Origin of the sequence: Dactylosporangium salmoneum (assembly GCF_039532525.1) — a bacterium.
Lineage (GTDB): Bacteria > Actinomycetota > Actinomycetes > Mycobacteriales > Micromonosporaceae > Dactylosporangium > Dactylosporangium salmoneum.
The window spans coordinates 1-23,543 of the sequence record NZ_BAAARV010000141.1; the positions used below are offsets into that span (position 1 = coordinate 1).

General features: G+C 72.2%; 24 protein-coding genes. 15 read left to right on the plus strand and 9 right to left on the minus strand.

From position 1 onward, the window contains the following. The coding region (locus ABD352_RS54835) for a LamG domain-containing protein (protein WP_344620652.1) at positions 1-602 on the plus strand (602 nt) is incomplete at its 5' end. 3 nt (positions 603-605) lie between these two features. Here the strand turns inward: ABD352_RS54835 and eno are convergent. Continuing rightward, positions 606-1,874, minus strand: coding sequence for a phosphopyruvate hydratase (eno, locus tag ABD352_RS54840; protein ID WP_344620653.1), 1,269 nt, complete (start codon positions 1,872-1,874; stop codon positions 606-608). 105 nt (positions 1,875-1,979) lie between these two features. Here eno and ABD352_RS54845 point away from each other — a divergent pair, with 105 nt between their 5' ends. Next, positions 1,980-2,876, plus strand: coding sequence for a MerR family transcriptional regulator (locus ABD352_RS54845; protein ID WP_344620654.1), 897 nt, complete (start codon positions 1,980-1,982; stop codon positions 2,874-2,876). A gap of 78 nt (positions 2,877-2,954) precedes the next feature. Further along, positions 2,955-3,659 (plus strand): NADPH-dependent F420 reductase, encoded by a 705-nt coding sequence (locus ABD352_RS54850; protein ID WP_344620655.1) that lies wholly within the window; start codon positions 2,955-2,957, stop codon positions 3,657-3,659. A 55-nt stretch (positions 3,660-3,714) separates the two neighbouring features. On the opposite strand, the gene ABD352_RS54855 is transcribed toward ABD352_RS54850, so the two are convergent. Beyond that, positions 3,715-4,143 carry a YybH family protein gene (locus ABD352_RS54855; protein WP_344620656.1) on the minus strand — a complete coding sequence of 143 codons (429 nt, stop codon included), beginning with the start codon at positions 4,141-4,143 and terminating at the stop codon, positions 3,715-3,717. 87 nt (positions 4,144-4,230) lie between these two features. Between ABD352_RS54855 and ABD352_RS54860 the strand changes: the two genes are divergently transcribed. Both ABD352_RS54860 and ABD352_RS54865 read left to right on the plus strand, forming a co-directional pair. Beyond that, positions 4,231-4,602, plus strand: coding sequence for a YciI family protein (locus ABD352_RS54860; RefSeq protein WP_344620657.1), 372 nt, complete (start codon positions 4,231-4,233; stop codon positions 4,600-4,602). Further along, complete coding sequence (locus ABD352_RS54865) at positions 4,590-5,789, plus strand: RNA polymerase sigma factor (RefSeq protein ID WP_344620658.1); 1,200 nt, start codon at positions 4,590-4,592, stop codon at positions 5,787-5,789. Before ABD352_RS54860 ends, ABD352_RS54865 begins: the two co-directional genes overlap by 13 nt. 2 nt (positions 5,790-5,791) lie before the next feature. Here ABD352_RS54865 and ABD352_RS54870 read toward each other — a convergent pair whose 3' ends face one another. Next, entirely contained in the window at positions 5,792-6,103 is a 312-nt protein-coding gene (locus ABD352_RS54870; protein ID WP_344620659.1) for a thioredoxin family protein, read from the minus strand. Between the two features lie 216 nt (positions 6,104-6,319). Here ABD352_RS54870 and ABD352_RS57995 point away from each other — a divergent pair, with 216 nt between their 5' ends. Together ABD352_RS57995 and ABD352_RS54875 are read left to right on the plus strand one after the other, a co-directional pair. Next, positions 6,320-6,550 carry a hypothetical protein gene (locus tag ABD352_RS57995; RefSeq protein WP_425553999.1) on the plus strand — a complete coding sequence of 77 codons (231 nt, stop codon included), beginning with the start codon at positions 6,320-6,322 and terminating at the stop codon, positions 6,548-6,550. Then, positions 6,484-6,762 carry a zinc-binding dehydrogenase gene (locus ABD352_RS54875; protein ID WP_344620660.1) on the plus strand — a complete coding sequence of 93 codons (279 nt, stop codon included), beginning with the start codon at positions 6,484-6,486 and terminating at the stop codon, positions 6,760-6,762. The genes ABD352_RS57995 and ABD352_RS54875 overlap by 67 nt, the downstream gene beginning before the upstream one ends. Here the strand turns inward: ABD352_RS54875 and ABD352_RS54880 are convergent. Both ABD352_RS54880 and ABD352_RS54885 read right to left on the minus strand, forming a co-directional pair. Further along, positions 6,759-7,823, minus strand: coding sequence for an acyltransferase family protein (locus ABD352_RS54880; protein ID WP_344620661.1), 1,065 nt, complete (start codon positions 7,821-7,823; stop codon positions 6,759-6,761). The genes ABD352_RS54875 and ABD352_RS54880 overlap by 4 nt on opposite strands. A gap of 214 nt (positions 7,824-8,037) precedes the next feature. After that, positions 8,038-10,137 carry an MMPL family transporter gene (locus tag ABD352_RS54885; RefSeq protein ID WP_344620662.1) on the minus strand — a complete coding sequence of 700 codons (2,100 nt, stop codon included), beginning with the start codon at positions 10,135-10,137 and terminating at the stop codon, positions 8,038-8,040. 76 nt (positions 10,138-10,213) lie between these two features. Here ABD352_RS54885 and ABD352_RS54890 point away from each other — a divergent pair, with 76 nt between their 5' ends. Further along, positions 10,214-10,957, plus strand: a complete 744-nt coding sequence (locus ABD352_RS54890; protein ID WP_344620663.1) for a Clp protease N-terminal domain-containing protein — start codon at positions 10,214-10,216, stop codon at positions 10,955-10,957. A 17-nt stretch (positions 10,958-10,974) separates the two neighbouring features. Here the strand turns inward: ABD352_RS54890 and ABD352_RS54895 are convergent, their stop codons facing one another. Next, a complete protein-coding gene (locus ABD352_RS54895; RefSeq protein ID WP_344620664.1) occupies positions 10,975-11,394 on the minus strand; it encodes an SRPBCC family protein in 420 nt (139 codons plus the stop codon). A gap of 58 nt (positions 11,395-11,452) precedes the next feature. After that, a complete protein-coding gene (locus ABD352_RS54900) occupies positions 11,453-12,892 on the minus strand; it encodes a DUF1996 domain-containing protein (RefSeq protein WP_344620665.1) in 1,440 nt (479 codons plus the stop codon). 206 nt (positions 12,893-13,098) lie between these two features. Here ABD352_RS54900 and ABD352_RS54905 point away from each other — a divergent pair, with 206 nt between their 5' ends. The 6 genes from ABD352_RS54905 to ABD352_RS54930 all read left to right on the plus strand — a co-directional run bounded on the left by ABD352_RS54905 (position 13,099) and on the right by ABD352_RS54930 (position 20,885). After that, positions 13,099-13,701: a DUF4240 domain-containing protein gene (locus ABD352_RS54905; protein ID WP_344620666.1), complete on the plus strand. Its 603-nt coding sequence runs from the start codon at positions 13,099-13,101 to the stop codon at positions 13,699-13,701. 115 nt (positions 13,702-13,816) lie between these two features. Then, on the plus strand, positions 13,817-14,338 hold the full coding sequence (locus ABD352_RS54910; RefSeq protein WP_344620667.1) for an O-acetyl-ADP-ribose deacetylase: 522 nt from the start codon (positions 13,817-13,819) through the stop codon (positions 14,336-14,338). 409 nt (positions 14,339-14,747) lie between these two features. Next, positions 14,748-16,733 (plus strand): S8 family serine peptidase, encoded by a 1,986-nt coding sequence (locus tag ABD352_RS54915; RefSeq protein WP_344620668.1) that lies wholly within the window; start codon positions 14,748-14,750, stop codon positions 16,731-16,733. A gap of 150 nt (positions 16,734-16,883) precedes the next feature. Beyond that, the gene (locus ABD352_RS54920; RefSeq protein ID WP_425554000.1) at positions 16,884-17,696 is read left to right on the plus strand and encodes an MIP/aquaporin family protein; all 813 of its coding nucleotides are present in this window, start codon (positions 16,884-16,886) and stop codon (positions 17,694-17,696) included. Next, a complete protein-coding gene (glpK, locus tag ABD352_RS54925; RefSeq protein ID WP_344620670.1) occupies positions 17,689-19,167 on the plus strand; it encodes a glycerol kinase GlpK in 1,479 nt (492 codons plus the stop codon). Before ABD352_RS54920 ends, glpK begins: the two co-directional genes overlap by 8 nt. Positions 19,168-19,169: 2 nt before the next feature. Next, positions 19,170-20,885, plus strand: a complete 1,716-nt coding sequence (locus ABD352_RS54930; RefSeq protein ID WP_344620671.1) for a glycerol-3-phosphate dehydrogenase/oxidase — start codon at positions 19,170-19,172, stop codon at positions 20,883-20,885. 52 nt (positions 20,886-20,937) lie between these two features. Here the strand turns inward: ABD352_RS54930 and ABD352_RS54935 are convergent, their stop codons facing one another. Further along, positions 20,938-22,110 (minus strand): hypothetical protein, encoded by a 1,173-nt coding sequence (locus ABD352_RS54935; protein WP_344620672.1) that lies wholly within the window; start codon positions 22,108-22,110, stop codon positions 20,938-20,940. A 41-nt stretch (positions 22,111-22,151) separates the two neighbouring features. Here ABD352_RS54935 and ABD352_RS54940 point away from each other — a divergent pair, with 41 nt between their 5' ends. After that, a complete protein-coding gene (locus ABD352_RS54940) occupies positions 22,152-23,039 on the plus strand; it encodes a YwqG family protein (protein WP_344620673.1) in 888 nt (295 codons plus the stop codon). On the opposite strand, the gene ABD352_RS54945 is transcribed toward ABD352_RS54940, so the two are convergent. Next, positions 23,018-23,506 (minus strand): GNAT family N-acetyltransferase, encoded by a 489-nt coding sequence (locus tag ABD352_RS54945; protein WP_344620674.1) that lies wholly within the window; start codon positions 23,504-23,506, stop codon positions 23,018-23,020. The genes ABD352_RS54940 and ABD352_RS54945 overlap by 22 nt on opposite strands. Positions 23,507-23,543: the final 37 nt, after the last annotated feature.

Consider the following 23,543-nt stretch of genomic DNA (forward strand, 5'->3'; position numbering starts at 1 on the left):
CGGCCGAGCCGGCGCAGACGCCGCCCGCCCCGGCGGCGAGGGCGGCCGCGCCGCTCGGGGACGCGCCGTCGCCGCGGCGGCCCAACGTGTACGAGCCGGGCCAGGGCAGTCTCGTGCTCGACGACCCGCTGACCAGCGACAGGGGGACGTGGGTGAACCCGGGCCTGGGCGATGGCACCTGCCTGATCGCGGCCGACGGGCTGCACGTGACCGGGGCCTCCTTCTACGAGTGCTTCGGCGGGGTGCCCGTCGTGGACTTCACGTTCGAGGTGACGTTCCGCTTCGCCACGGGCGCGTCGGCCGGGCTGTGCTTCCGGCAGAGCGATGCCGCGAACCGGTACACCGCCCAGCTCGGCCGCGACGGCAGCGTCGCGCTGTTCGGGCCGGTCACGATGTTCGTCACCGGGAGCGGGCCGACGTCCGGTGACGGCGCCGTGCACACGCTCGCCGTGGTGGCGGTCGGGACCTCCTTCCGGTTCTACGTGGACCGGCAGCTCGTCGCGTCCGGCAGCGACGACCGGCTCGCGTCGGGCCGCGTCGGCATGTTCGCCGACGGCGGCGAGATCGTCTTCCGCGACGCGCGGGTCTGGCAGGCCGCCTGAGCCCTACCAGGCCAGGTCGCCGCGGAACTGCGACTGCCCGCTGAGCTCCTCCTCGATCCTGATGAGCCGGTTGTACTTCGCGGTGCGGTCCGACCGCGACACCGACCCGGTCTTGATCTGCCCGCAGCCGGTCGCCACCGCCAGGTCGGCGATCGTCGTGTCCTCGGTCTCGCCCGAACGGTGCGACATCACCACCCGGTAGCCGGCCCGGCGGGCGGTGTCCACCGTGGACAGTGTCTCGGTGAGTGTGCCGACCTGGTTCACCTTGACGAGCACGGCGTTGGCGTACCCGCCGTCGATGCCCTTCGCGAGGCGGGCCGCGTCGGTGCAGAAGACGTCGTCGCCGACGAGCTGGGTGGAGGCGCCCAGGCGGTCGGTCAGGGCGCGCCAGCCGTCGAGGTCGTCCTGGGCCATGCCGTCCTCGATGGAGACGATGGGGTACCGCTGCAGGAGCCCGGCCAGGTAGTCCACGTGTTCGGCGGGGCGGCGGACCACGCCCTCGCCGGCGTAGGCGTACGCGCCGTCACGGTAGAACTCCGACGCGGCCGGGTCGAGGCAGATCGCCACGTCGGTGCCGGGCGCGTAGCCGGTGGCCGCGATCGCGTCGGTGATGAACCGCAGGGCCTCGTCGGCGGTGGTGAACGCCGGCGCGAAGCCGCCCTCGTCGCCGACGTTGGTGTTGTGGCCCGCCTTGGCCAGGCTCTTCTTCAGCGTGTGGAAGACCTCGGAGCCCAAGCGGACCGCGTCGAAGAAGGTCGTCGCCCGGATCGGCGCGATCATGAACTCCTGGAAGTCCAGCGGATTGTCGGCGTGCGCCCCGCCGTTCACGATGTTGATCATCGGCAGGGGCAGCCGGGCCGCGTCGTCGTTCAGGTAGCGGTAGAGGGGCTTCCCGGCGGCGGCCGCGGCGGCCTTGGCCGTGGCCAGGGACACCCCGAGGATCGCGTTGGCGCCGAGGCGGCGCTTGTCCGCGCTGCCGTCGGCGGCGATGAGGGCGGCGTCGACCGCCGCCTGATCCTCGGCGTCCAGGCCGCGCACGGCGTCGGCGAGCGGCCCGGCGACGTTGGCCACCGCCGTTGCCACCCCCTTGCCGTGGAACCGCCGCGGGTCGCCGTCGCGCAGCTCCACCGCCTCGGCGTCGCCGGTCGACGCCCCGGACGGTACCGCGGCCCTGCCCAGTGCGTCGTTCGCGAGTCGCACGTCGACCTCGATGGTCGGGTTGCCGCGGCTGTCGAGGATCTGCCGGGCGCGCACCGCTTCGATTGCTGTCATGACGCCGATCCTGGCAGCTCAGGGCCGTTCTCCTCGACGCGTTGATGCTCACCTTGACCCGTACCCTGGGGTGCGGGTTTAGGGTCTGCCGGAATGGGGGTGGCCATGCGCGTGGGCGAGCTGGCGCGGCGCTCGGGGAGCACGATACGGGCGCTGCGGTACTACGAGGAGGTCGGCCTGGTCGTGCCGCGCAGCCGGTCGGGCAACGGTTACCGCGAGTACGACCCGATCGCCGTGCGGCTGGTCGTGCAGATCCGCGAGCTGACCGCGCTGGGCCTGACCGTGGAGGAGACCCGGCCCTTCGTGGAGAGCCTGGCGGCGGGCGGCGACGAGTCGTCCGTCTGCGCCGCTGCCCTGGCCACCTACCGCAGCGCGATCGGCGGCCTCGAGTCGAGGATCGACCAGCTCTCGGCCCAGCGCGACGCGCTGGAGGCCCGCCTCGCCGCGGTGGACGTCGCCGCGTTCTCGCCCCCGGTGGCCGTCGCCCCCTCCGCGCTGGTGGGCCGGCCCTTGCCGGCGCTGGAGGTGTTCGCAACCGACGGCGAGATGGTGTCTTTCCGGAATTTCGGACCTGGGCGGACCGTGCTGTTCGTCTACCCGCTGACCGGGCGGCCGGGCGTGGACCTGCCGGACGGGCTGCTGGAGATCCCCGGGGCGCGCGGCGGCACCGAGCAGGCCCGCTGGTTCCGCGACCACCACGGCGAGCTGCTGGGCGCGGGCGCCGCGCGGGTCTACGGCCTGTCGGCGCAGTCCGCGAGCTACCAGCGGGAGCTGGCGCATCGGCTGCGGCTGCCGTACCCGCTGATCCCGGACCCGCGGCTGGCCCTGGCGGGGGCCCTGGGCCTGCCGACGTTCGCGGCCGGTGGCATGACCCTCTACGACCGCCTGACCCTGATCATCTCCGACGGCCGGATCGAGCACGTCTTCCACCCGATCCCGGCCCCGTCGACCCACGCCCACGAGGTGCTGCGCTGGTTCAACCGGGCGCGAGCGGCCCGGTAGCCCGCGACCGCGGGCGTGCGCACCGTGCCGCTGGCGCCGGTGTGCCACCGGTCACGGTGTGCCGACGGCCGGAATCGGTTGAGGGCCGCCGAGGTTCGCGCTGATATGACGACGATCGGACTCATCGGTAGCGGCAACATCGGAAGCACAGTGGCGCGGCTGGCGGTCGCCGCCGGTCACGACGTGGTGCTGAGCAACTCGCGCGGCCCGCAGACCCTCCAGGACCTGGTGTCCGAGCTGGGGCCGAAGGCGCGCGCCGCGACGCCCGCGGAGGCGGCCGCGGCCGGCGACATCGTGGTGGTGACCGTGCCGCTGCGGGCCTACCGGGACGTCCCGGCGGAGCCCCTGGCGGGCAAGGTGGTCATCGACACCAACAACTACTACCCGGAGCGCGACGGCGTCTTCGACGAGCTGGAGGACGGCTCCAGCACCACCGGTGAGCTGCTGCAGCGGCACCTTTCGCAGGCCCGCGTGGTGAAGGGGTTCAACAACATCTGGTCCGAGCACCTGCGGTCCCTGGCCCGCCCGGCGGGCAGCGCGGACCGGTCGGCGCTGCCGATCGCCGGTGACGACGCGGCCGCCAAGCAGGCGGTCACCGAGCTCTTCGACAGCCTCGGCTTCGACACCGTGGACGCCGGCCCGCTCGCCGAGAACTGGCGCGCCCAGCGGGACACTCCGGTCTACGTGACTCCCTACGGCGCGTATGGGGTACTTCCCGGCACGCCGGCGAGCGCGCAGGTCGTCCGCGAGGCACTCGCCGCGGCGAAGCCCACCGCGGCCTGAAGGCTCCCGGCCGGGGCCCGCCGCCGAGGGACATCGGCGGCGGGCCCAGCGCCCCTCAGTCGGTGGGGGTCAGCCCGATCGAGGCGCGGAACGAGCCGTCCATCTCGAACGGCACCGACTCGTGCTCGTGCGTCACCAGCCAGCGCCCGTCGATGCGGCGCAGCCCCAGCGTCACCCGGAACCACAGGCTGAAGCTCCCGGTCGAGCCGCGCGGCACGGCGGTCAGGCAGTCGAGGCTGGTCGCGAACGCCACGTCGCCGTCCGTGGTGATCTCCAACCGGGTGACCTCGCGGCGCGGCGGCGCCTCGAAGGTGGCCATCCAGGCCTCCAGCGCGGCCGGATTGCGGCCGTCGCCGGGCTGGCGCAGCGGCGGGGCGAGGCTGTATTCGACGAAGCTGGGCGCGTAGTACGACATGATGGCCTTGGCGTCACCCTTCTGCAGCAGCGCGGCCTTGCCCTCGATGACTTCCCGGATCTCGTCCATGACGGGTCCTTCCTTTCGCTCTTGCCCGGGATGTCGAAGCCGGGCCGGCCGGTTTCGACATCCGGGCAAGAGCGAAGGAGAGAAGTGATGAAGTACCTGATCCTGATCCAGTCGAACCCGCAGTCGCTGGCCGTCTGGGAGACGCTGACCGATCAGCAGCGGATCGACTTCGGCCGCGGTCACCTGCGGCTGACCGAGGAGATGCGCGAGGCCGGCGTGCTGGTGGTCAGCGAAGGGCTGGGCGACCCGGCCCTGGCCACCCAGGTCTCGGTGCGCGACGGCCGGACGATCACCTCCGACGGCCCGTACGCCGAGGTCAAGGAGCACCTGGCCGGCTTCTACCTGATCGACGTCGCGGATCTCGACGAGGCGGTCGCCTGGGCCGCGAAGGCGCCGGACGCGGCGTACACCCGGGTCGAGGTGCGCCCGATCCTCGATATGCGCACATGGGAGCTGTGACCGGGCTGCCGGACCTGCTGCGCGAATGCGCGCCGCAGGTCCTGGCCGCCGTGGTGCGCCGCTACGGCGACTTCGAGGCCTGCGAGGACGCGGTGCAGGAGGCGCTGATCGCGGCCGCCCGGCAGTGGCCGGAGACCGGCGTCCCGGAGCAGCCGCGCAACTGGCTGATCACCGTGGCGAGCCGCCGGCGGGTGGAGCTGCTGCGCAACGAGACGGCCCGCCGGCGCCGCGAGGAGGCGGTCGGGCACGAGCCCGCGCCGCAGGTCCGCGGCGACGACGAGCTGGCGTTGCTGCTGCTCTGCTGCCATCCCGAGCTGAGCGTGCCGGCGCAGGTCACGCTCACCCTGCGGGCGGTCGGCGGGCTTACCACCGCGGAGGTCGCCCGGGCGCTGCTGCTGCCGGAGGCCACCGTTGGCCAGCGGATCAGCCGGGCCAAGCAGCGGATCCGCGACACCGGCACCCGGTTCGACATTCCGGACGAGTTCGGCGAGCGTCTCACCGCGGTCCGCCACGTGCTCTACCTGATCTTCAACGAGGGCTACACGGCCAGCTCCGGCGACGCCCTGCACCGGGTGGAGCTGACCCGGGAGGCGATCCGGCTGACCCGGCAGCTGCACCGGCGCCTGCCGGACGACGGCGAGGTGGCCGGGCTGCTCGCGTTGATGCTGCTCACCGACGCGCGCCGGCCCTCGCGTACCGGGCCGGACGGCACCCTGGTCCCGCTCGCCGAGCAGGACCGGCGGCGCTGGGACGCGGCCGCGATCGCCGAGGGCGTCGCGATCATCACCCACACGCTGGCGCGGGCCCCCATCGGCCCGTTCCAGCTGCAGGCCGCGATCGCGGCGGTGCACGACGAGGCGGCGCGCGCCGAGGACACCGACTGGCCGCAGATCCTCGGCCTGTACGGCATGCTGCACGCACTCGCCCCGAGCCCGATGGTCACGCTGAACCGGATCGTGGCGCGTGCCATGGTCGGCGGCCCGGAAGCCGGGCTCGCCGCGCTGGACAAGATCGACGAGGACCCGGTGCTGGCCCGGCACCACCGGACCGCGGCGGTGCGGGCCCACCTGCTGGAGCTGGCCGGCGACCGGGCCGGGGCGCAGGAGCAGTACCGGCTGGCGGCGCGGCTCACGCTCAGCCGGCCCGAGCAGCGCTATCTGGAGTCGCGGGCCGCGCGGCTCCGCTGACCTCAGGATCGTCTCGCCGCGAGCGCGGCGACGAGGTCGGCCACCTCGGGCACGCCGGCCAGGCCGGTTGGCGTGTGGTAGACCCGGCAGGCCAGGGTGCCCGCGGGCCGGGCCCCGCCGAACAGGTCGACGCCGTCGACCGTGAACGACGGGGAGCCGGCGAAGCCGACCGCGCCGGCCTCCTCCTCCGTCTCCACCGCCACCAGCCGCACCTCGGCGTCGGTGTTCCCGGTCTCGTGCAGCGCCCGGCGCAACCGGTCGTCGGCCAGACGCCAGTTCGGGCAGTCCGCGAAGTACCACAACGTCACCTGCATGCCGTCGATACTCCTCCGCGCCTGAGCGTCGGCACAGCTGGGCTCAGGCTCGGCACAGGGCGTGCCGCGAGCATGGATCGGGTGCGAGCAGCGATCTTCACCAGGTACGGCCCGCCCGAGGTGTTGCAGGTCCGGCAGGTTCCCCGCCCCGAGCCGGGACCGGGGCAGGTGCTGGTCAGGGTGCATGCCACCACCGTCACCACCGCGGAGTGCCTCATGCGGCGCGGGCGGCCGGCCTGGGGGCGGCCGGTCATCGGGGTGCTGCGGCCGCGGCGGCGGACCCGGGTGCTCGGGATGGAACTGGCCGGGGAGATCGCCGCCGTCGGCCGGGGTGTGACCACGTTGCGGTCGGCAAGAGCTCGTTCCGCAAGGCCCGGCGGGTGCTCACCCCGACCGGCTGCTACCTGTCGACCACCGGGCTGTGGAACGTCGTGCTGGCCATCCTGACGCGACTGCGGCCCGGGCCGCGGGTCCGCGCCGGCATGTCGGTGCGCAAGCACGAGGCGCTGGGGTACCTGCGGGAGCTGCTCGAGCGGGACGGGCTGCGGATCGTGATCGATCGCCAGTACCGCCTGGACGAGATCGTCGAGGCGCACCGGTACGTCGAGACGGGACACAAGCGGGGCAACGTCGTCGTCACGGTGTGCGCGAGTACCTAGGTGGCGGTGGGGTGGGTGACGGGCGCACGGCGGGTCGTCGCGATCGTCACCAGGTGGCCCAGGGCGAAGGACAGCAGCACGCCGGCGACGCTCACGAACAGGGCCTTCAGCTCGGCCGGGACGGGGACCGGGCGGGCCAGCAGCGCCAAGGTCACCAGGACGTGGGCCTGGACGATGAAGGCGGCGAAGGCGTCGCTCGCGACGGTGGGGGAGCGCAGCGGGCGGTTCAGGTGGCGCTGGGCCGTGGCGAGCAGCCACACCGCCAGGTTGACCGACAGCAGGCCCTCGGCGGCGGCGGTGGCAAGCGCGGCCGGGTGCCAGCCGCCGAGGAAGTCGTCCGGCGAGGCGCCGGTGACGGCCACGATCAGGGCGAAGGCCGCGATGGCCAGGGTGCCCAGGACGGCGGCGCGGGCGCAGGAGCGGCGGACCTGGTCGGGGACGGCGGTCAGCCAGCCGTGCCGGTTGGCGGCCACGCCCAGGTAGAAGAGGGCCACGTACTGCGGCCACTGGCACAGGTGCAGGAACCACGGGCCGTCGGTGTTCAAGGGGTACCAGCCCCGCACGACGAAGGACGCGACGGCCACCACGGCGGACAGGGTCAGCGGGTGGGGCAGGGGCAGCGAACGGCGGTGCACGAGGGCGTAGGCGAGGGAGAACAGCAGCAGGACCTCGGCGAACCAGAGCTGTACCGGGTCGGGGGAGGACCACCACGAGGCATCCCCCAGGGCGTAGCGCATCGGGGGCCACAGGACGAACGTGAAGGCGGCCAGCGGCAGGCCCAGACGGAGCAGGCGGTCGAGGGCGAAGCGGGGCGGGGTCTTGCGGGCCAGTGACGGCGGGGTCAGCAGGCCGGCGATGAGGAAGAACATGCCCATGGCGAAGAGGGCGAAGGGCCCCAGCAGGGCCTCCAGGAAGGCCTGCGAGGACGGGCGCAGGGTGGCCTCGCGGACGTCCGTGTAGACCCAGGCGCCCTGGAACGTGGAGTAACCGGCCCACGCGTGGCCGAAGATGACGCCGGCGACCAGCCATGCTTTCAGGCGGTCCGGATAGGGCAACCGCATGCGTCCACTGTGCACCCGAGACCCGTCAATATGCACGCACTACTTGCCGGGTCGGCCGCTGATGTTCTTGGCACCGCGGCCCTGGCAGGGAGGCCCGCCAGGGCCGACCGGTTCGCCCGGTCTGGCTCGATAGGGCTTCGCGAGAATCGACCCAGACCAGGCGCTGACGGGAGCAACGGACCGCAAGTTGCGCGGACCGGAGCCTCAATAGATCTTACGAATGCACGAGTTCTTGGGCTTCCACGGGCTGATCGGCCGCCTTGGACAGTGCGCTCGGCCACCACATGTGCCGGCCGACGTCCAGGTTCAGCGCCGTCACCAGGACCGAGCGCACGATGATCGTGTCGAGCAGCACGCCGAACGCCACCGCGAAGCCGATCTCGGCGAAGGCGGTCAGCGGCAGCGTGGCCAGGACCGCGAACGTGCCGGCCAGCACCAGCCCGGCGCTGGTGATGACGCCGCCGGTGGCGGCCAGGCCGACCAGGGCGGCGCGGCGGGTGCCGTGCTTCGCGGACTCCTCGCGGACCCGGGTCATCAGGAAGATGTTGTAGTCGATGCCCAGGGCGACGAGGAACACGAAGACGTACAGCGGGAACGACGTGTCGGCGCCGTGGTAGCCGAAGACGTGCCGGAACACCAGCGCGCTGATGCCCAGGGCGGCGCCGAAGGACAGCACCACGGTCGCGATGAGGACGAGCGGGGCGACGATCGAGCGCAGCAGCAGCACCAGGATGAGCAGCACCACGGCCAGGACGATCGGGATGATGAGGTTGCGGTCGCGGGCGGCGGCGCGCTGGACGTCCAGGTTGATCGCCGTGGTGCCGCCGACCTTCGCCTCGGCGCCCGGGATGGCGTGGACGCGGTCGCGGAGGCGGTCGATCGTCGCGTTCGCGGCGTCGCTGTCCGGCTGGGAGGTGAGGAAGGCGGTCACGTACGCGTGGCCGCCGATCGGCGGGACGGCCAGGACCGTCCTGGGGTCCAGGCCCTCCGTCGCGGCGACCGCGGACTCGATCTCGCCGGACTTCGCGGCGGCGCCGATGACCACGACCGGGGTGCCGGCCGCGGCGGCGCCGTGGCGGGCCAGGACCTCCTCGCCCACGACCGAGTCCTGGGTGCCGCGGAACGACTCCTTGTTGGTCAGCCCGGTCGCGCCGAGCTGGACCACGCCGACCGTGGCCAGCGCCAGGATCGCGGCCGTGACCAGCCAGACGGAGCGCGGGCGGCGGCCGATGCGGGCCCCGATGCGGGCCCACAGGCCGGTCGTCGTCGGCTCCGGCGAGCCCACCTTCGGGCGCAGCGGCCAGAAGATCCAGCGGCCGCAGATGGTCAGCAGCACCGGCAGCAGGGTCAGCATGACAGCCAGGCCGACCGCGATGCCGATCGCGGCGACCGGTCCGAGGCCCTTCGTCGCGTTGGTATCGGCGAAGGTCAGGCACAGCATGCCGAGCACGACCGTGGCCGCGCTGGCGACGATGGCCGGGCCGGCCCGGTGCAGCGCCTCCGTCATCGCCTCGTGCCGGTCCTCGTGGCGGCGCAGCTCCTCGCGGTAGCGGGCGATGAGCAGCAGCGCGTAGTCGGTGCCGGCGCCGAAGACGAGCACGGTCAGGATGCCGGCGCTCTGCGCGTTGACCACCAGGCCGGCGTGCCGCGCCAGGAGGTAGATGACGGCCTGCGCGGCGAGCAGCGCGACGCCGGAGGAGACGACCGGCAGCAGCCACAGGATCGGGCTCCGGTACGTCACCAGCAGGATCACCACCACCACGACCACGGTGCTGGCGAGGAGGTTCGTGTCGATGCCGGCGAAGGCCTTGCCGGAGTCGGCCGCGTTGCCCAGCGGCCCGGTGATGTGCACCGCCATGCCACCGGCGCCGGACTCGGCGGTGGCGCGCAGCCGGTCGGCGATGTCGCCGGCCTTCTTCCAGCCGTCCTTGCCGATGTTCAGCGGAACGACGAGCTGCGCGGCCTTGCCGTCGGCCGTCACCCGCGGCTCGGAGACCTTGCCGTCGAGCTCCGGCAGCGCGGCGAACGCCTTGGCGTCGTCGGCGAGCTTGCCCTTGTCGGCGTCGGTCAGGCCGGCCGGGCGCTCGTACACCACGACCGCCGGGAGGGTGTCGGGCGAGGTGAAGCCCGCCTGCACGGTGAGCACCTGCACCGACTCTGCCCCGCCTGGCAGCCACGACTTCGTGTCGTTCTTCTCGGCGTCCGAGAGTTTCTGCGACAGCGGCGCCGCCACCACCACGACGGCGAGCCAGAAGACCACGAAGACGTACTTCACCCACCGCCCGGCGATGAGCCCCGCTACAGATCTGGTCATGGGATCGATGCTGCCCTTCGGTTATGTAGCCACACTACATATTGTGACATGGGCCACTGGGATGATGCGGTGCGGCGTGCTGTTGACCGATCAGGCTCAGCGGGCGGTCGTGCTGGCGCCCGAGGCGGCGATCGCCGAGCGGGCCGAGCGGATGAGCCCCCGGCACCTGCTGCTCGGTCTTGCCGCGGCCGGGGGCGGCGCCCGGCACGCGTTGGGCGAGGCATCGTTCCCGTTCCCGGGCCCGGCACCCGGCGACGGCGCGCGCGTGCCGATGGGCGACGAGCTCAAGGCCGCGCTCGAGCGCTCCGTGCGGCACGCCCTCACCGCCGGGCGCGACCAGGTGACCACCGCCGCACTGCTGCTCGCCGTGCGCGAGGAGCCGGACCGGCCGGCCTTCGACGCCGACGCCGAGGCGCTGCGGGCCGACCACACGGCCTGCTGCGGCGAGTCCGGGGCCAGCCCGATCCGGGCGCTGCTGGTCGACCAGCCGGCGCTGCCCGGCCGTTGGCGTGCGCTGCTCGGCCGGGTCGGTGACCTCGTGCCGATCGTAGCGCTCTACGCGGCGGTCCTCGCGATTTCGTGGGACAACGCCGGGCCGGAGACGATTCTGGCGTTCGCCGCCTTCAGTGTCGTGATCGCCTTGACCGTCGGGCTGGTACGCGGCCGGCAGCACCTGCGCCGGCAGCTCGGGCCCGCGCCGCGGGTGATATCGACGCCGGAGACGGCCCGGCCGCTGCTGGCCCGGCTCGGGCTCCGGTCGCGCGGGCCTGGGCGGCCGCCTTCCGGGCGGTCGAGGCCCGGCGCCGGCACCGCTGGCTGAGCCACCCGCCGGTGCGGCTACGGGAGGCGCCGCACCGCTGACTCGAGGGCCGCGCGCATCTCCTCGATGCCGACCGAGACCCGGGCCCGCACGGCCGGGGCGACGGCGTGGGGCAGGACGTCGGTCACCCACACCAGCCGGCTGCGGCCGCCGTCGTGGTCGAACACCTGAAACGCCGCGTGGTGGTGCACGAGGGCCATCCGGCCGGGGCCCTGGACCGAGTAGGCGAGGCGGCGCTCGGCGTGGTCGATCGCGACGATGAGCTCGCGCACCTCGGCGCCGTCCGGCATGGTGAGCACCCGCACGTCCCCTTCGATGCGGGCATCGGTCACCCGGTCCGGCAGGAGTCTGCGGTGGACGGCACCGACGTCCGCGATCGCCGCCCATACCTCGTCCGGCGGCGCCGCGACGACCGTCTCCACCCGTATCGAGGCCATCGCCGACGAGGCTACGCCGCGCGGGTGCGCGGCGCAGCCCCGTTCGGGTGAGCCGGGATCAGCCGCCCGTGAAGGACGGGGTGGTGCCGCACTTGGCCTTGGCGTCGAGGCAGATCTTCACCAGCGGGCCGAGGTTCTCGGGGTTCCAGGCGTTCATGAAGTCGCCGTGCATCGACGAGGCCATGCCCGAGGACAGCGACAGGCCGTTGCCGCCGAGGGACTCGTAGTTGACCATGAACGACAGGTTGGGGATGGCGACCGGGTACTTGCCGGTGCACTGGCCGTTCTGCATCGGGCCCATGTGCGACTTGTGGTCCGGCGAGTCGATGTGCTGGCCGTCCCAGCAGTCCTGGAACGTCAGCTGGAAGATGAGGTTGCCGCCCGGGGCGCAGACCGGCCAGTTGCCGTCGTCGCTGCGGCCGGTCTCCGCGCTGCCGGCGCACCAGAACTGGCCGCTGGCCCCCTTCGGCGTGGTCACCTGCCGCTTGGCGTCGCCCTGCACCATGACCAGGCCGGGCGGGAACGGGGCCGTGACCGACGGGTCGGCGAGGCGCGACCCGTAGTACACCCGGAAGCTCTTCATCTTGACCGGCTGGCCGTTCAGCATCAGCTGCGGCACCCAGTAGGCGCTGTTGTCGCCCTTGGCGTTGCAGGTCGTGCTGCGGGCGAACAGGTCGGCCGGCTTCGTGGTCGCGTCAACGGTCGGGCCGAAGAAGGTGTGCATGTGCGAGGCCCCCGGCAGGCCCGGCAGGACGATCGGGTCGTCCTTGGCCTCGTTGGACACCGAGCAGTCGGTGTGGAACTCGGCCACCCGCGTCGTGCCGGCCGGCACCGGCAGCTGCTTGACGGCGTTGAAGGCGGCCAGTTCCTGCTGCCACTTGGCCTTGTCGACGTCGACCCATCCCGCGCTCGGGGCACTGGCGGAAGCCGTGGGCGACGGTGGCGCCACCGTTGCGGTGGGCGACGGCGGGGCGACCGTTGCCGTGGCCGGGCCGTGCGACCCGTTGGCGCCCAGGGTGAAGTAGTTGATGTTGACGAAGTCCCACTGCTGGGCGCTCTTCATGACCGCGACCACGCTCTGCGGCCCCGACGGCAGCCGGCTCGCCTTCGCCGCCACGGTCGTCCACTTCTGCCATCCGCCCGTGTACGCGACCGGGAACGTGGCCAGCAGCTCGCCCGTAGGGGAGCCGAGGTGGAGCTCGATCGATCCGCCGGCCTGGCTCTGCGCCGCGATGCGGGCGGTGAGGTCCGTGCCGCCGAGGGTTACGTTGTCGTACCGCATCCAGTCGCCGTTGGCCAGCCAGCCCACGTTCTTGCCGCCTCCGGCGTCGGCGGTGTTCTCGGTCTGCGCACCGGACTGGGCCGACCACGCCTCGGCCTCGAGCTTGGTGCCCGCCCCGATCTCGTCCGCGCTGGCGGTGGCGAGGTAGATCCCGCTCGCCGCCGCGACGGCCGCGACGACCGCGGCTCCGATGATCACGCGCTTTGCTGTTCGCATTTCGATCCTTTGTCGGGTCGTCTTGCTTCCGTATTCGCCAGGCAAGCATGCGCAGCTCAGAGGCTTTATTCAAGAGACAAAGGAAGACTTAGGAAAGCACTCTGCCGGACCCGCAGGCAGGGTGGCGGGGCCCCCTCGATTACCGTTTTTCGCTTAAGTTTGGCTTAGTTCTGCGCGAGTCCGGCGACAGGATGGGGGAGGACGGCATGGCGGCGATGGACGTCGAGCGGTGTTGGGAGCTCATCGAGTCGGCGCGCGCCGCGGTCCCCGAGGACACCCCGTGGGACGACCTCTGCGACGCGATGGAGGAGGCCATGGTCGACCGGCTCGCGGCCCTGTCGGCGGCTGAGGTGATCGCGTACGAGCTGCGGTTCGGCGCGCTGCAGGGCGCGATGTCCTCCGACGCGACCTACGTGGCGGCGTTCCTCATCCGCAACGGGTGCGGCGACGACGCGTTCAGCGACTTCTGTGCGGGCATGGTCGGCCTGGGCCGGGACTGGTACCACCGGGTGCTGGCAGACCCGGACAGCCTGGCCGACCATCCGGCCGTCCACGGCATCCTCGCCGGCACGGTCGCTGTGGAAGTCTTCGGAATGGAGGGGTTTCAATACGCTGCATCGCAGGCGTACGAGCGCATTGCCGGCGAGGAGGACGCCTTCTCCTGCGCGTACGCGGATGACCTCGCCGCCGAGATCGCGGCCGCGCCGGCGCCGCGCGCTTCGTCGCGGCTGCCCCGCCTCTCCGCGCTATTTCCCGAGCCGCGAGCCTTTCTGGAGAGGTTCCAGCCGCATCTCTTCGACGAGCGCTGACCCTTGCCGCCGCTCCGGGACGCGGCCGGAGATCGCCATGGGTGCCGATGGGCTCGGCGCGGGCACTGGCGCTGGGACACCGCGGCCCCACTGCCCGTGGGCGATGATGTCGAGCGTGGAAATCGAGCTGGTCACCGGCGACATCACGGCCGAGCGGGTGGACGCGATCGTCAACGCCGCGAACTCGTCGCTGCTGGGCGGGGGCGGGGTGGACGGCGCGATCCACCGCAGGGGTGGCCCCGCGATCCTGGAGGAGTGCCGGGCGCTGCGGGCCAGCCGGTACGGCCGGGGGCTGCCGGTCGGCCAGGCGGTGGCGACCACCGCCGGGCGCCTCCCGGCCCGCTGGGTCATCCACACCGTCGGCCCGGTGTGGAGCGCCACCGAGGACCGCTCGCCACTGCTGCGCCAGTGCTACGAGCAGTCGCTCACCGTCGCGGCCGGCCTCGGCGCGGCGTCGGTCGCCTTCCCGCTGATCTCCTCCGGGGTGTACCGCTGGCCGAAGGAGGACGCCGCGACCCAGGCGCTGACCGTGCTGCGGAATGCCCCGGCGGGCATCGGGCTCGTACGCCTCGTCCTCTTCGACGACGCCACCCGCCAGGCCGCCGAAGTGGCTCGGACCCGCCTCGGCCGCCCCTGACAATTGTGGTGCCCGAGCAAGAAGCGAATCGGGGCGCCAGGGCGTTACTGCGGGCAGGGATCGTCGGTTCGAAGTGCCGAAATCGCCATCTGGCGTTATGTCACCGAACGGCGGTGTTCGCCGCGGCGAAAGGGCCAATTGACATGGCAAAAAGCCCTGCGGCCTCGTTCTTGCGCGCAGGGCTAGCGGTCATCGGTGAACGGAAAAATAGGCGTTCCTGACCGATGGAGACTATCGGCCGTACAGACGAGTGAAATTCGGCCGAGGGCGCCAATACGATCATCTGGCCCCAATCAGATCGTGGGGTCACCCCCCATTCGCAGGAGGCCAGGATTTGAACTCCCGGTTGCCCAGGTACGCCCTATTCGCCGCGACAGCGGCGACGGCCGTCGTGGCGGGCGCAGCACTCGTGCCACTGCCCGCGATGGCCGACACCACCGGCCCCAATCTCAGCTATGTCGTCAACGCGGTGAGCAAGGAGCGCACGGCGGAAGCCGCCGCTGCTGTCACCGCGGCGGGCGGCACGGTGACCATGTCGTACGCCCAGATCGGCGTGGTCATCGCTCGCTCCACCAACCCGTCGTTCGTCCAGGCGGTGAAGGGCGCCGCCCACGGCGACGCCGTTCTGTCCGTTGGCGCGACCCGGACCGCGGCCCTGCCTGCCATGGCCGAGGACACCGAGGCCGTCGACGACTACACGCCGGACGCGATGGAGAACGCGACGCGTCAGAGCGACATGGTGCTCATCGGCGCTCGTGCGGCGCACGAGGTCAGCCTCGGTAGCTCCAGCGTCACGGTCGGTGTGCTCGACGACGGCATCGACGCCAACCACCAGGACCTCGCGCCGGTCGTCGACCAGTCGAAGTCCGTGAACTGCGTGGGTACCGGCGCTCCCGACACCACGCCGGGCGCGTGGCGGCCCACCAGCCTCACCGCCGACTACCACGGCACGCACGTGGCCGGGACCATCGCCTCGGCCAAGAACGGCGTCGGCATCGTCGGCGTCGCGCCCGGCGTGAAGCTGGCCTCCATCAAGGTGGTCAACTCCGACGGTTTCATCTACCCCGAGTACGCGATCTGCGGCTTCGTCTGGGCGGCGGAGCACGGCATCCAGGTCACGAACAACAGCTACTACATCGACCCCTGGCTGTACTGGTGCGAGAGCCAGGCCGACCAGGCGCCGGTCGTCGAGGCTGTCCGCCGGGCGGTGGGCTACACCACCGAGCACGGGATCCTCAACGTGGCGGCGGCGGGTAACGAGAACCAGGACCTCGCCAACAAGACGGTGGACACGACGAGCCCCGACGACACCAACCCGGTGCGCCGCACGCTCGACCCGAGCTGCCTCGACCTGCCGGCCGAACTGCCCGGCGTGGTGACGGTCTCCTCCACGACCCAGCCGACCGTCCCCGCGACGGCCGTCGGGCCGTGGGCCCCGGGCCTGACCACGCAGCCGGCGCGGTCGTCCTTCTCGAGCTTCGGCCTCGGGGCCGTGGACGTGGCCGCACCCGGCTCGAGTATCTACTCCACGTCCCCCTCGACCGGGGTCAGCAGCTACCGCACGCTCTCGGGCACCTCGATGGCGTCGCCGCACGTGGCGGGCGTCGCCGCGCTGCTGGTGTCCAAGCACCCGGGGGCGACCCCGGACTACATCGCGGAACTGCTGCGCAAGCAGGCGATCCCGCTTGCCTGCCCCACCTCCGGCACTGACTACACCCAGGGCCGGTGCAAGGTGGACCCCGCGAACCCGAACGTCAACGGCTTCTTCGGATACGGGCTGGTCAACGCGTACAAGGCCGTCACCGAGGCCGAGGACGTGACCGCGCCGACCGTGGCGGTCACCGGCGTCACCCAGGGCCAGCAGATCACGCTGGGTGTGCCCGTCACGCCCGGTTGCACGACGACCGACGCCGGCAGCGGCGTGGCGAAGGCCGCGACCCTGTCCGTCACCGGCGGTCCGAAGGTCGGCTACTTCACCGCCACCTGCTCGGGTGGCCGTGACCGCGCCGGCAACACGGCCGCTCCGGTCAGCGTCACCTACCAGGTGGTGTTCGGCTGGCGCGACTTCGGCTCGCCGATCAACGTCGGCAAGCTCAACGTCGTCAAGGCCGGCAGCGCGGTTCCGGTGAAGTTCGGTCTCTCCGGCAACCAGGGCCTGAACGTCTTCTCCGGCGGTACCCCGGCGGTGCGGACGGTCGCGTGCGACACGTCGGCCCCGCAGGACCAGGTGGAGTCGACGGTCACGGCCGGGTCGAGCTCGCTGACCTACGACGCGGCATCCGACCAGTACACCTACGTCTGGAAGACGCAGAAGGACCAGGCGAAGACGTGCGGGCGGCTCGTTGTCACGCTGATCGACGGCACCACCCACACCGCGGATTTCATGTTCAACTGATAACCGCGGCCGTCACGAAACTGTCATTTTTGTCATTTCATGACGGCGGAACGACAATTGCATAAAGGAGGGTCCCCGACGTGTCGGGGGCCCTCTGCGTTTTGCCGTGGGTGTAGGAGCACTGCGGCAGGGTAGTTCGCGGCGATGGCTGTGTTGCGCTGGTTGCGCGAAGACAGACTGGCCGCAGAACTCTCGGTGGAGTTCGCCGGGACGATGATTCTCGTCCTGTTCGGGTGTGGCTCTGTCGCGCAGGTCCTCGCCGGCGGGCTCGGCGGGCACGACAGCATCGCATGGGCGTGGGGATTCGGGGTGACGTTCGGCGTGTACGTCGCCGGGCGCATCAGCGGCGGCCACCTCAACCCGGCCGTGAGCGTGGCGTTCGCCATGTTCAGCGGCTTCGAGTGGCGCAAGGTGCTGCCGTACTCCCTGGCGCAGACCCTTGGCGCGTTCATCGGCGCCCTGCTCGTGCGCTGGAACTACGGCTCGATGCTGCACGCCGTCGACCCGCGGCACACCGTCAAGACCCAGATCGTCTTCTCCACCCTGCCGGGCAACGGCACCCTGCCGGTCGACGTGCGCAACGCGTTCCTCGACCAGATCATCGGCACGGCCATCCTGCTGTTTCTCATCCTGGCCGTCACCGACGTCCTCAACGTCGCGCCGCGGGCCAACCTGACCGCGTTGATCGTGGGGCTCATCGTCGTCGCGATCGGCATGGCCTGGGGCTCCGCCGCCGGGTACGCCATCAACCCGGCGCGCGACTTCGGGCCCCGGGTCGCGTCGTTCTTCACCGGGTACGGCGGCGCGTTCGTGGACCAGACCGGCTACCCGTACTTCTGGGTGCCGATCGTCGCGCCGGTCATCGGCGGCGTCATCGGTGCCGGCGCGTACCGCCTCGCCGTCTCGCGGTACCTGCCGATCGATCAGCGCGAGCCGGGAAGGGTGGACCAGACCAGTGGCTGACTACATCGGGGCGATCGACCAGGGCACCACGAGCACCCGCGCGATGGTGTTCGACCACGACGGCAGCGTCGTGGCCCGGCATCAGGTCGAGCACCGCCAGATCCTGCCGCGGGCCGGCTGGGTGGAGCACGACCCGGACGAGATCCTGCGCAACGCGCTCCTCGTCGCCGGCGAGGCCTTCCAGGGGTACCAGATCCGCGCCCTCGGCGTCGCCAACCAGCGCGAGACCACCGTGGTGTGGGACCGGCGCACCGGCACGCCCTTCGGCAACGCGATCGTGTGGCAGGACACCCGCACCGACCGGATCGCCGAGGCCCTCAACCGCGACGGGCGCGGCGAGCTCATCCGCCACAAGAGCGGACTGCGCCCGGCCACGTACTTCTCCGGCGGCAAGCTGCAGTGGATCCTCGAGCACGTCGACGGCGCCCGGGACGCGGCCGAGCGGGGCGACGCGCTCTTCGGCACCATCGACACCTGGCTGCTGTGGAACCTCACCGGCGGCCGGGTCCACGCGACCGACGTGACCAACGCCAGCCGGACCATGCTCATGGACCTGGAGACGCTGGACTGGGACGACGAGCTGCTGGCGTGCTTCGGCGTGCCCCGCGCGATGCTGCCGCGGATCTGCCCGTCGTCCGATCCCAGCAGCTACGGCCACACCACGGAGGGGATCGCGCTCACCGCCGCGCTCGGCGACCAGCACGCCGCCACCGTCGGGCAGGTCTGCTTCACGCCCGGCGAGGCCAAGAACACGTACGGCACCGGCAACTTCCTGCTGCTCAACACCGGCACCGAACCGGTCCGCTCCGAACACGGCCTGCTCACCACGGTCGCGTACCGGTTCGGTTCCGCGCCGCCGGTGTACGCCCTGGAAGGCTCGATCGCCGTCACCGGCGCGGCCGTGCAGTGGCTGCGCGACCGCCTGCACATCATCGGCACCGCGGCCGAGTGCGAAACCCTCGCGGCCCGGGTGCCGGACAACGGCGGCATGTACTTCGTGCCCGCCTTCTCCGGCCTGTTCGCGCCCTACTGGCGGGCGGACGCGCGCGGCGCGATCGTGGGGATGTCGCAGTACGACACCGACGCGCATCTCGCCCGCGCCACCCTGGAGGCGATCTGCTACCAGTCCCGCGACGTCGTCGAGGCGATGCAGCAGGACTCCGGCGTGACCCTCGACGTGCTCAAGGTCGACGGCGGCGTCACCGCCAACGACCTGTGCATGCAGCTGCAGGCCGACATCCTCGGCGTGCCGGTGAGCCGGCCCATGGTCGCCGAGACCACCGCGCTCGGCGCCGCCTACGCCGCCGGCCTCGCGGCCGGCTACTGGAACGACACGGACGAGCTGCGGGCCAACTGGCACGAGTCGCACCGCTGGAAGCCCACCTGGTCCCCGCAGCAGCGCGCCGAGGGGTACCAGCGCTGGCACGACGCCGTCCGCCGAAGCCTGGACTGGATCGAGATCGGGGCCTGACCGTGGATCACACCGGCACCTTGTCGCCCACCGCCCGGGACGAGGCCCTCGTGGCCCTCACCGCCGCCGAGCTCGACGTCGTCGTCATCGGCGGCGGCGTGGTCGGGGCCGGCTGCGCCCTCGACGCCACCACCCGCGGCCTGTCCACCGGCCTGCTGGAGATGCGCGACTTCGCCAGCGGGACCTCGAGCCGGTCGAGCAAGCTCATCCACGGCGGCCTGCGCTACCTCGAGATGCTCGACTTCCGGCTGGTCCGCGAGGCGTTGCGCGAGCGGAACCTCCTCCTGCGCCGCCTGGCCCCGCACCTGGTCCGGCCGGTGCGCTTCCTGTACCCGCTCACCCGCCGCGTGTGGGAGCGCGGCTACGTCGGCGCCGGCGTCACGCTGTACGACATCATGGCCGGCCGCGGCCAGGGCGCACTGCCGCGCCACCGCCAGCTGACCCGGCGCGCCGCGCTGCGGATCTGCCCGGCGCTGCGCCCGGACAGCCTCGTCGGTGCCATCCAGTACTGGGACGCGCAGGTCGACGACGCCCGGCACACGATGTTCGTGGCCCGCACCGCCGCCGCCTACGGCGCGCACGTGCTGACCCGCGCGCAGGTCATCGGCTTCCTGCGCGAGGGCGGACGGATCACCGGCGTGCGGGTGCGCGATCTGGAGGACGACCGGGAGTTCGAGGTCCGCGCCCGGCAGGTCGTCAACGCGACCGGCGCCTGGACCGACGACACCCAGGCGATGATCGGCGAACGCGGCCAGTTCCGCGTCCGCGCCTCCAAGGGCATCCACCTGGTCGTGCCCCGCGACCGCATCCGCTCCGCCACCGGCATGATCCTGCGCACCGCGACCAGCGTGCTGTTCGTCATCCCGTGGGGCCGACACTGGATCGTCGGCACGACCGACACCGACTGGACCCTGGACAAGGCGCACCCGGCCGCGACGAGCACCGACATCGACTACCTGCTGCGCGAGGTCAACAAGGTCCTCGCCACGCCGCTGCGCCGCGACGACGTCGAGGGCATCTACGCCGGCCTGCGCCCGCTGCTGGCCGGCGAGTCGGAGCTCACGTCGAAGCTGTCCCGCGAGCACCTCGTCGCCACGCCGGTGCCCGGCGTCGTCGCGGTCGCGGGCGGCAAGTACACCACGTACCGGGTGATGGCCGCCGACGCGGTCGACGCCGCGGTCCACAACCTGGGCGCGGCGGTACCCCCGTCGTGCACCGACCAGGTCCCGCTCGTCGGCGCCGACGGGTACGCGGCCCTGTGGAACCGGCGCGCCACCCTCGCCGCCGAGAGCGGCCTGCACGTCGCCCGGGTCGAGCACCTTCTCAGCCGGTACGGCACCCTCGTCCCCGAGGTGCTGGAGCTGATCCAAGCCGACCCGGGCCTGGCCCGGCCGGTGCCCGGCGCCGACGACTACCTGCGGGCGGAGGCGCGCTACGCCGTCGAGGCCGAGGGCGCCCGCCACGTCGAGGACGTGCTCACCCGCCGGACCCGCATCTCGATCGAGACGTTCGACCGGGGCATGACCGCGGTACGGCCCGTCGCCACCCTGATGGCCGACGTCCTCGGCTGGACCGACGAGCAGATCGACCGCGAGGTGGACAGCTACCGGCTGCGCGTGGAGGCGGAGGTGGCCTCCCAGGACCAGCCGGATGACAGCACCGCGGAGCTGATCCGCCGCGAGGCCCCCGACGTGGTCCCGGTCGTGCTCGCCTCCTGACGCAGCCGCGTCAGCCGCCCGACGCCAGAGAAGCCGCCCGGCCGCGGTGACCTCAACCATCCGAGCGGGCTGCCGCGAGCCAGGCTTCGCGCTCGGCGGGCAGTCCGGTCCGGGCGAACACGGCGGTCCAACGCTTGTCGTCACGCCAGGGGTTGTCGCTGGCCGCGACCGCGCGGGCGAGGGCTCGATGCGCGTCGGTGCCGCCGTGCAGGACGCCTCGCGGGAAGGCCTTGCGCAGGTACGGCTCGCACAACACCCCATCGCCGGCCGGCCCGTCGTAGGCGACCGCGGCGGTGGCGCCGTCCAGCAGCGGGCCGAGGTCCTCGACGCGTTCGCACAGTGCTTCCGCGACGGCCTCGTTCAGTGACAGCAGCTGGGGAAGCCGCACGTCGCCGAAGGCGTGGTGGAGCGCCGCCGGGTCGAGCGCGGCTGACCGCAGCACCCGCGTGGCCGCCGCGGTGCCGGCGAGATCTGGTGCCAGGGCCGCGCAGACCCGGACGCCGAGGTCGGGATCGTCCAGCCAGGGCAGCGTCGGACCGCCCAGCTCACCGAGGCCCAGCAGCATCGACGCACGGTGCAGTGGCGTTCCCCGGGCGGCCTCGGCGAGATGGTACGCCGTGATCGCTTCGCGGCGGCGATGAAGCTCCGGGTGGCGCACCAGCGCCGCGGCGGCGCTCGCGGCGACCGTGCGCAGCCGCTCCGGTTGCCGGGCCACGAGCAGCGACGCCACCGGCTCGAAGACCTCGGGCAGCGCGTCGAAGCAGTCCGCCTCGGCGGCGGCCAGCAGCACGCGCCCGGGCTCGTCGCCCTCACCCCAGTCGTGGACCGACCGTTCATGTCGCAGGTACTCGTCCAGCCACTCGTTCACGGCCGGGTCATCGCGGCGACGAGCCATCCGTCGCGCCTGGTCGAGATAGGTGCCGTCGACGACGGCGCGGGTCACCTCCCGAAGCCACCACACCACGGCCTCGCGCAGCGTCGGATCGTCGCCGCCGAAGTCCTCCGCCGTGAGGGCCGACGCGAGGTATCTCAGGCCGAGAACCGTCGCCGGGGTGATCCGGCCGGCGCAGTACAGCGCCGACCACAGGAACGAGTAGGGATCCAACCCTTCGCGAGGATGCTCGCAGGCGTAGCGCTCCAGCTCGCCTCGCCGCAGGACGTCGAGCAGCTCGTGCCCGCCCCGCGCCGGCCCGAACGCGTGGAAGGCCCGCTCCCAGCTGATCACCACGGCAGCCTACGTGCGTAGCCGGCCTTTAGGATCTTTCCGTGCACACCACTCCGCGAGGTCCGGTCGATGTGGAGGCCGTGCTCCCTCAGCTGCGGGCCTTGGCGCGGGTCACCACCCGGCTGCATCCGCGCCGGGGCAGGCCGTCGGTCGAGGGCAGCTCCGTGGGCGGGCCGCTGCTGTGGCCGGCGGACGAGCCGTGGCCGACGTGTGCGGATGCGCTGCTCCTGGAGCACCCGGACGGTGCCGCGGTGCCGTTGGTGCCGGTCCTGCAGTTGCTTGCCGAAGACGTACCGGATGTGCCGTTTCCGAAGGGCTCGGACGTGCTGCAGGTGCTGTGGTGCCCGTTCGATCACGATCCTTGGAGCGCACCGGTGCCGCAGTTGCGGTGGCGGCGGCGCTCGGCGATCGGGCGTCCGCTGGCGACGATGCCGGCTCCGCACGAGGACGCCGATCCTTGGCGTGTGCCCGGCGCGTGTGTCGTCGACCCGGAGCGGGTGGTCGAATACCCGTCCATGGACCTGCCGTGGGAACTGGGGTCAGAGATCGAGGAACCGGTACGCCGGCTTCGGGCCGAGACCGGGTGGGACTACGACTACGACCTGTCCGTGGCCCCGAGGATCAAGGTCGGCGGCTACCCGGGCTGGACGCAGTCGCCGGACTGGCCGGACTGCGCCTGCGGCGCCCGGATGGAGCACCTTCTCACCGTGGCGAGCTGGGAGTTCAGCCGGGGCGACGAGCGCCGGTGGATTCCGCTGGAGGACCGGGCCGCCATGGCCGGCTGGGGCTTCGACAGCTCCGACGAGCATCCGTGGCGGGCGCTGCAGAACCCGGCCGGGCTGATGCTCGGCGACGCCGGCGGCATCTACATCTTCACCTGCGTCTCATGTCCGGACCGGCCCCACGACTATCGGTTCGACTGCTCCTGACGTTCCGGGACTGGGTGCTCGCGCCCGGCGGGGACGGGGCGGGCGACGTAGCCGGTCTTGGCGTCGGCTGAGAAGCCGCAGGCTCGGTAGAAGGCGTGGGTCGCAGGCCTGCGCGAGCCCGTCATCAGCATCGCCTTGTAGCAGCCCGCGCTCCATGCGGCCTGGAGCGTGCCGGCCATGACCTGCTTGCCCAGACCCGCGCCACGCCGGGACTCCTCGACGACGACGTTCTCGATGACGGCGTAGGGCGACGCCGAGCGAGTGATGTTGGGGATCACGTTGAGGTACGTCGTGGCGACGACGACCCCATCCAGTTCGAGCACGAACAGGTGCAATCCCGGAGCGCTCAGGATCTGATGGAAGACCGCCGCGTCGGATCCGTCCGTCAGCACGGGATCGCCGGGCTGCAATTGGCGGTAGAGCCGGACGATCTGCTCGAAGTCGTCAGGCCGGGCCTCACGGAACATGCCCGGAGGGTACCAACGACGACCAGGTGCGGACCGC

What these genes read in the sequence shown, in the direction of transcription:
- eno (WP_344620653.1), bottom strand. Translation starts at nt 1,874, where the DNA reads ATGACAGCAATCGAAGCGGTGCGCGCCCGGCAGATCCTCGACAGCCGC.
- ABD352_RS54845 (WP_344620654.1), top strand. Translation starts at nt 1,980, where the DNA reads ATGCGCGTGGGCGAGCTGGCGCGGCGCTCGGGGAGCACGATACGGGCG.
- ABD352_RS54855 (WP_344620656.1), bottom strand. Translation starts at nt 4,143, where the DNA reads ATGGACGAGATCCGGGAAGTCATCGAGGGCAAGGCCGCGCTGCTGCAG.
- ABD352_RS54860 (WP_344620657.1), top strand. Translation starts at nt 4,231, where the DNA reads ATGAAGTACCTGATCCTGATCCAGTCGAACCCGCAGTCGCTGGCCGTC.
- ABD352_RS54865 (WP_344620658.1), top strand. Translation starts at nt 4,590, where the DNA reads ATGGGAGCTGTGACCGGGCTGCCGGACCTGCTGCGCGAATGCGCGCCG.
- ABD352_RS54870 (WP_344620659.1), bottom strand. Translation starts at nt 6,103, where the DNA reads ATGCAGGTGACGTTGTGGTACTTCGCGGACTGCCCGAACTGGCGTCTG.
- ABD352_RS57995 (WP_425553999.1), top strand. Translation starts at nt 6,320, where the DNA reads ATGCGGCGCGGGCGGCCGGCCTGGGGGCGGCCGGTCATCGGGGTGCTG.
- ABD352_RS54880 (WP_344620661.1), bottom strand. Translation starts at nt 7,823, where the DNA reads ATGCGGTTGCCCTATCCGGACCGCCTGAAAGCATGGCTGGTCGCCGGC.
- ABD352_RS54885 (WP_344620662.1), bottom strand. Translation starts at nt 10,137, where the DNA reads ATGACCAGATCTGTAGCGGGGCTCATCGCCGGGCGGTGGGTGAAGTAC.
- ABD352_RS54895 (WP_344620664.1), bottom strand. Translation starts at nt 11,394, where the DNA reads ATGGCCTCGATACGGGTGGAGACGGTCGTCGCGGCGCCGCCGGACGAG.
- ABD352_RS54900 (WP_344620665.1), bottom strand. Translation starts at nt 12,892, where the DNA reads ATGCGAACAGCAAAGCGCGTGATCATCGGAGCCGCGGTCGTCGCGGCC.
- ABD352_RS54905 (WP_344620666.1), top strand. Translation starts at nt 13,099, where the DNA reads ATGGCGGCGATGGACGTCGAGCGGTGTTGGGAGCTCATCGAGTCGGCG.
- ABD352_RS54945 (WP_344620674.1), bottom strand. Translation starts at nt 23,506, where the DNA reads ATGTTCCGTGAGGCCCGGCCTGACGACTTCGAGCAGATCGTCCGGCTC.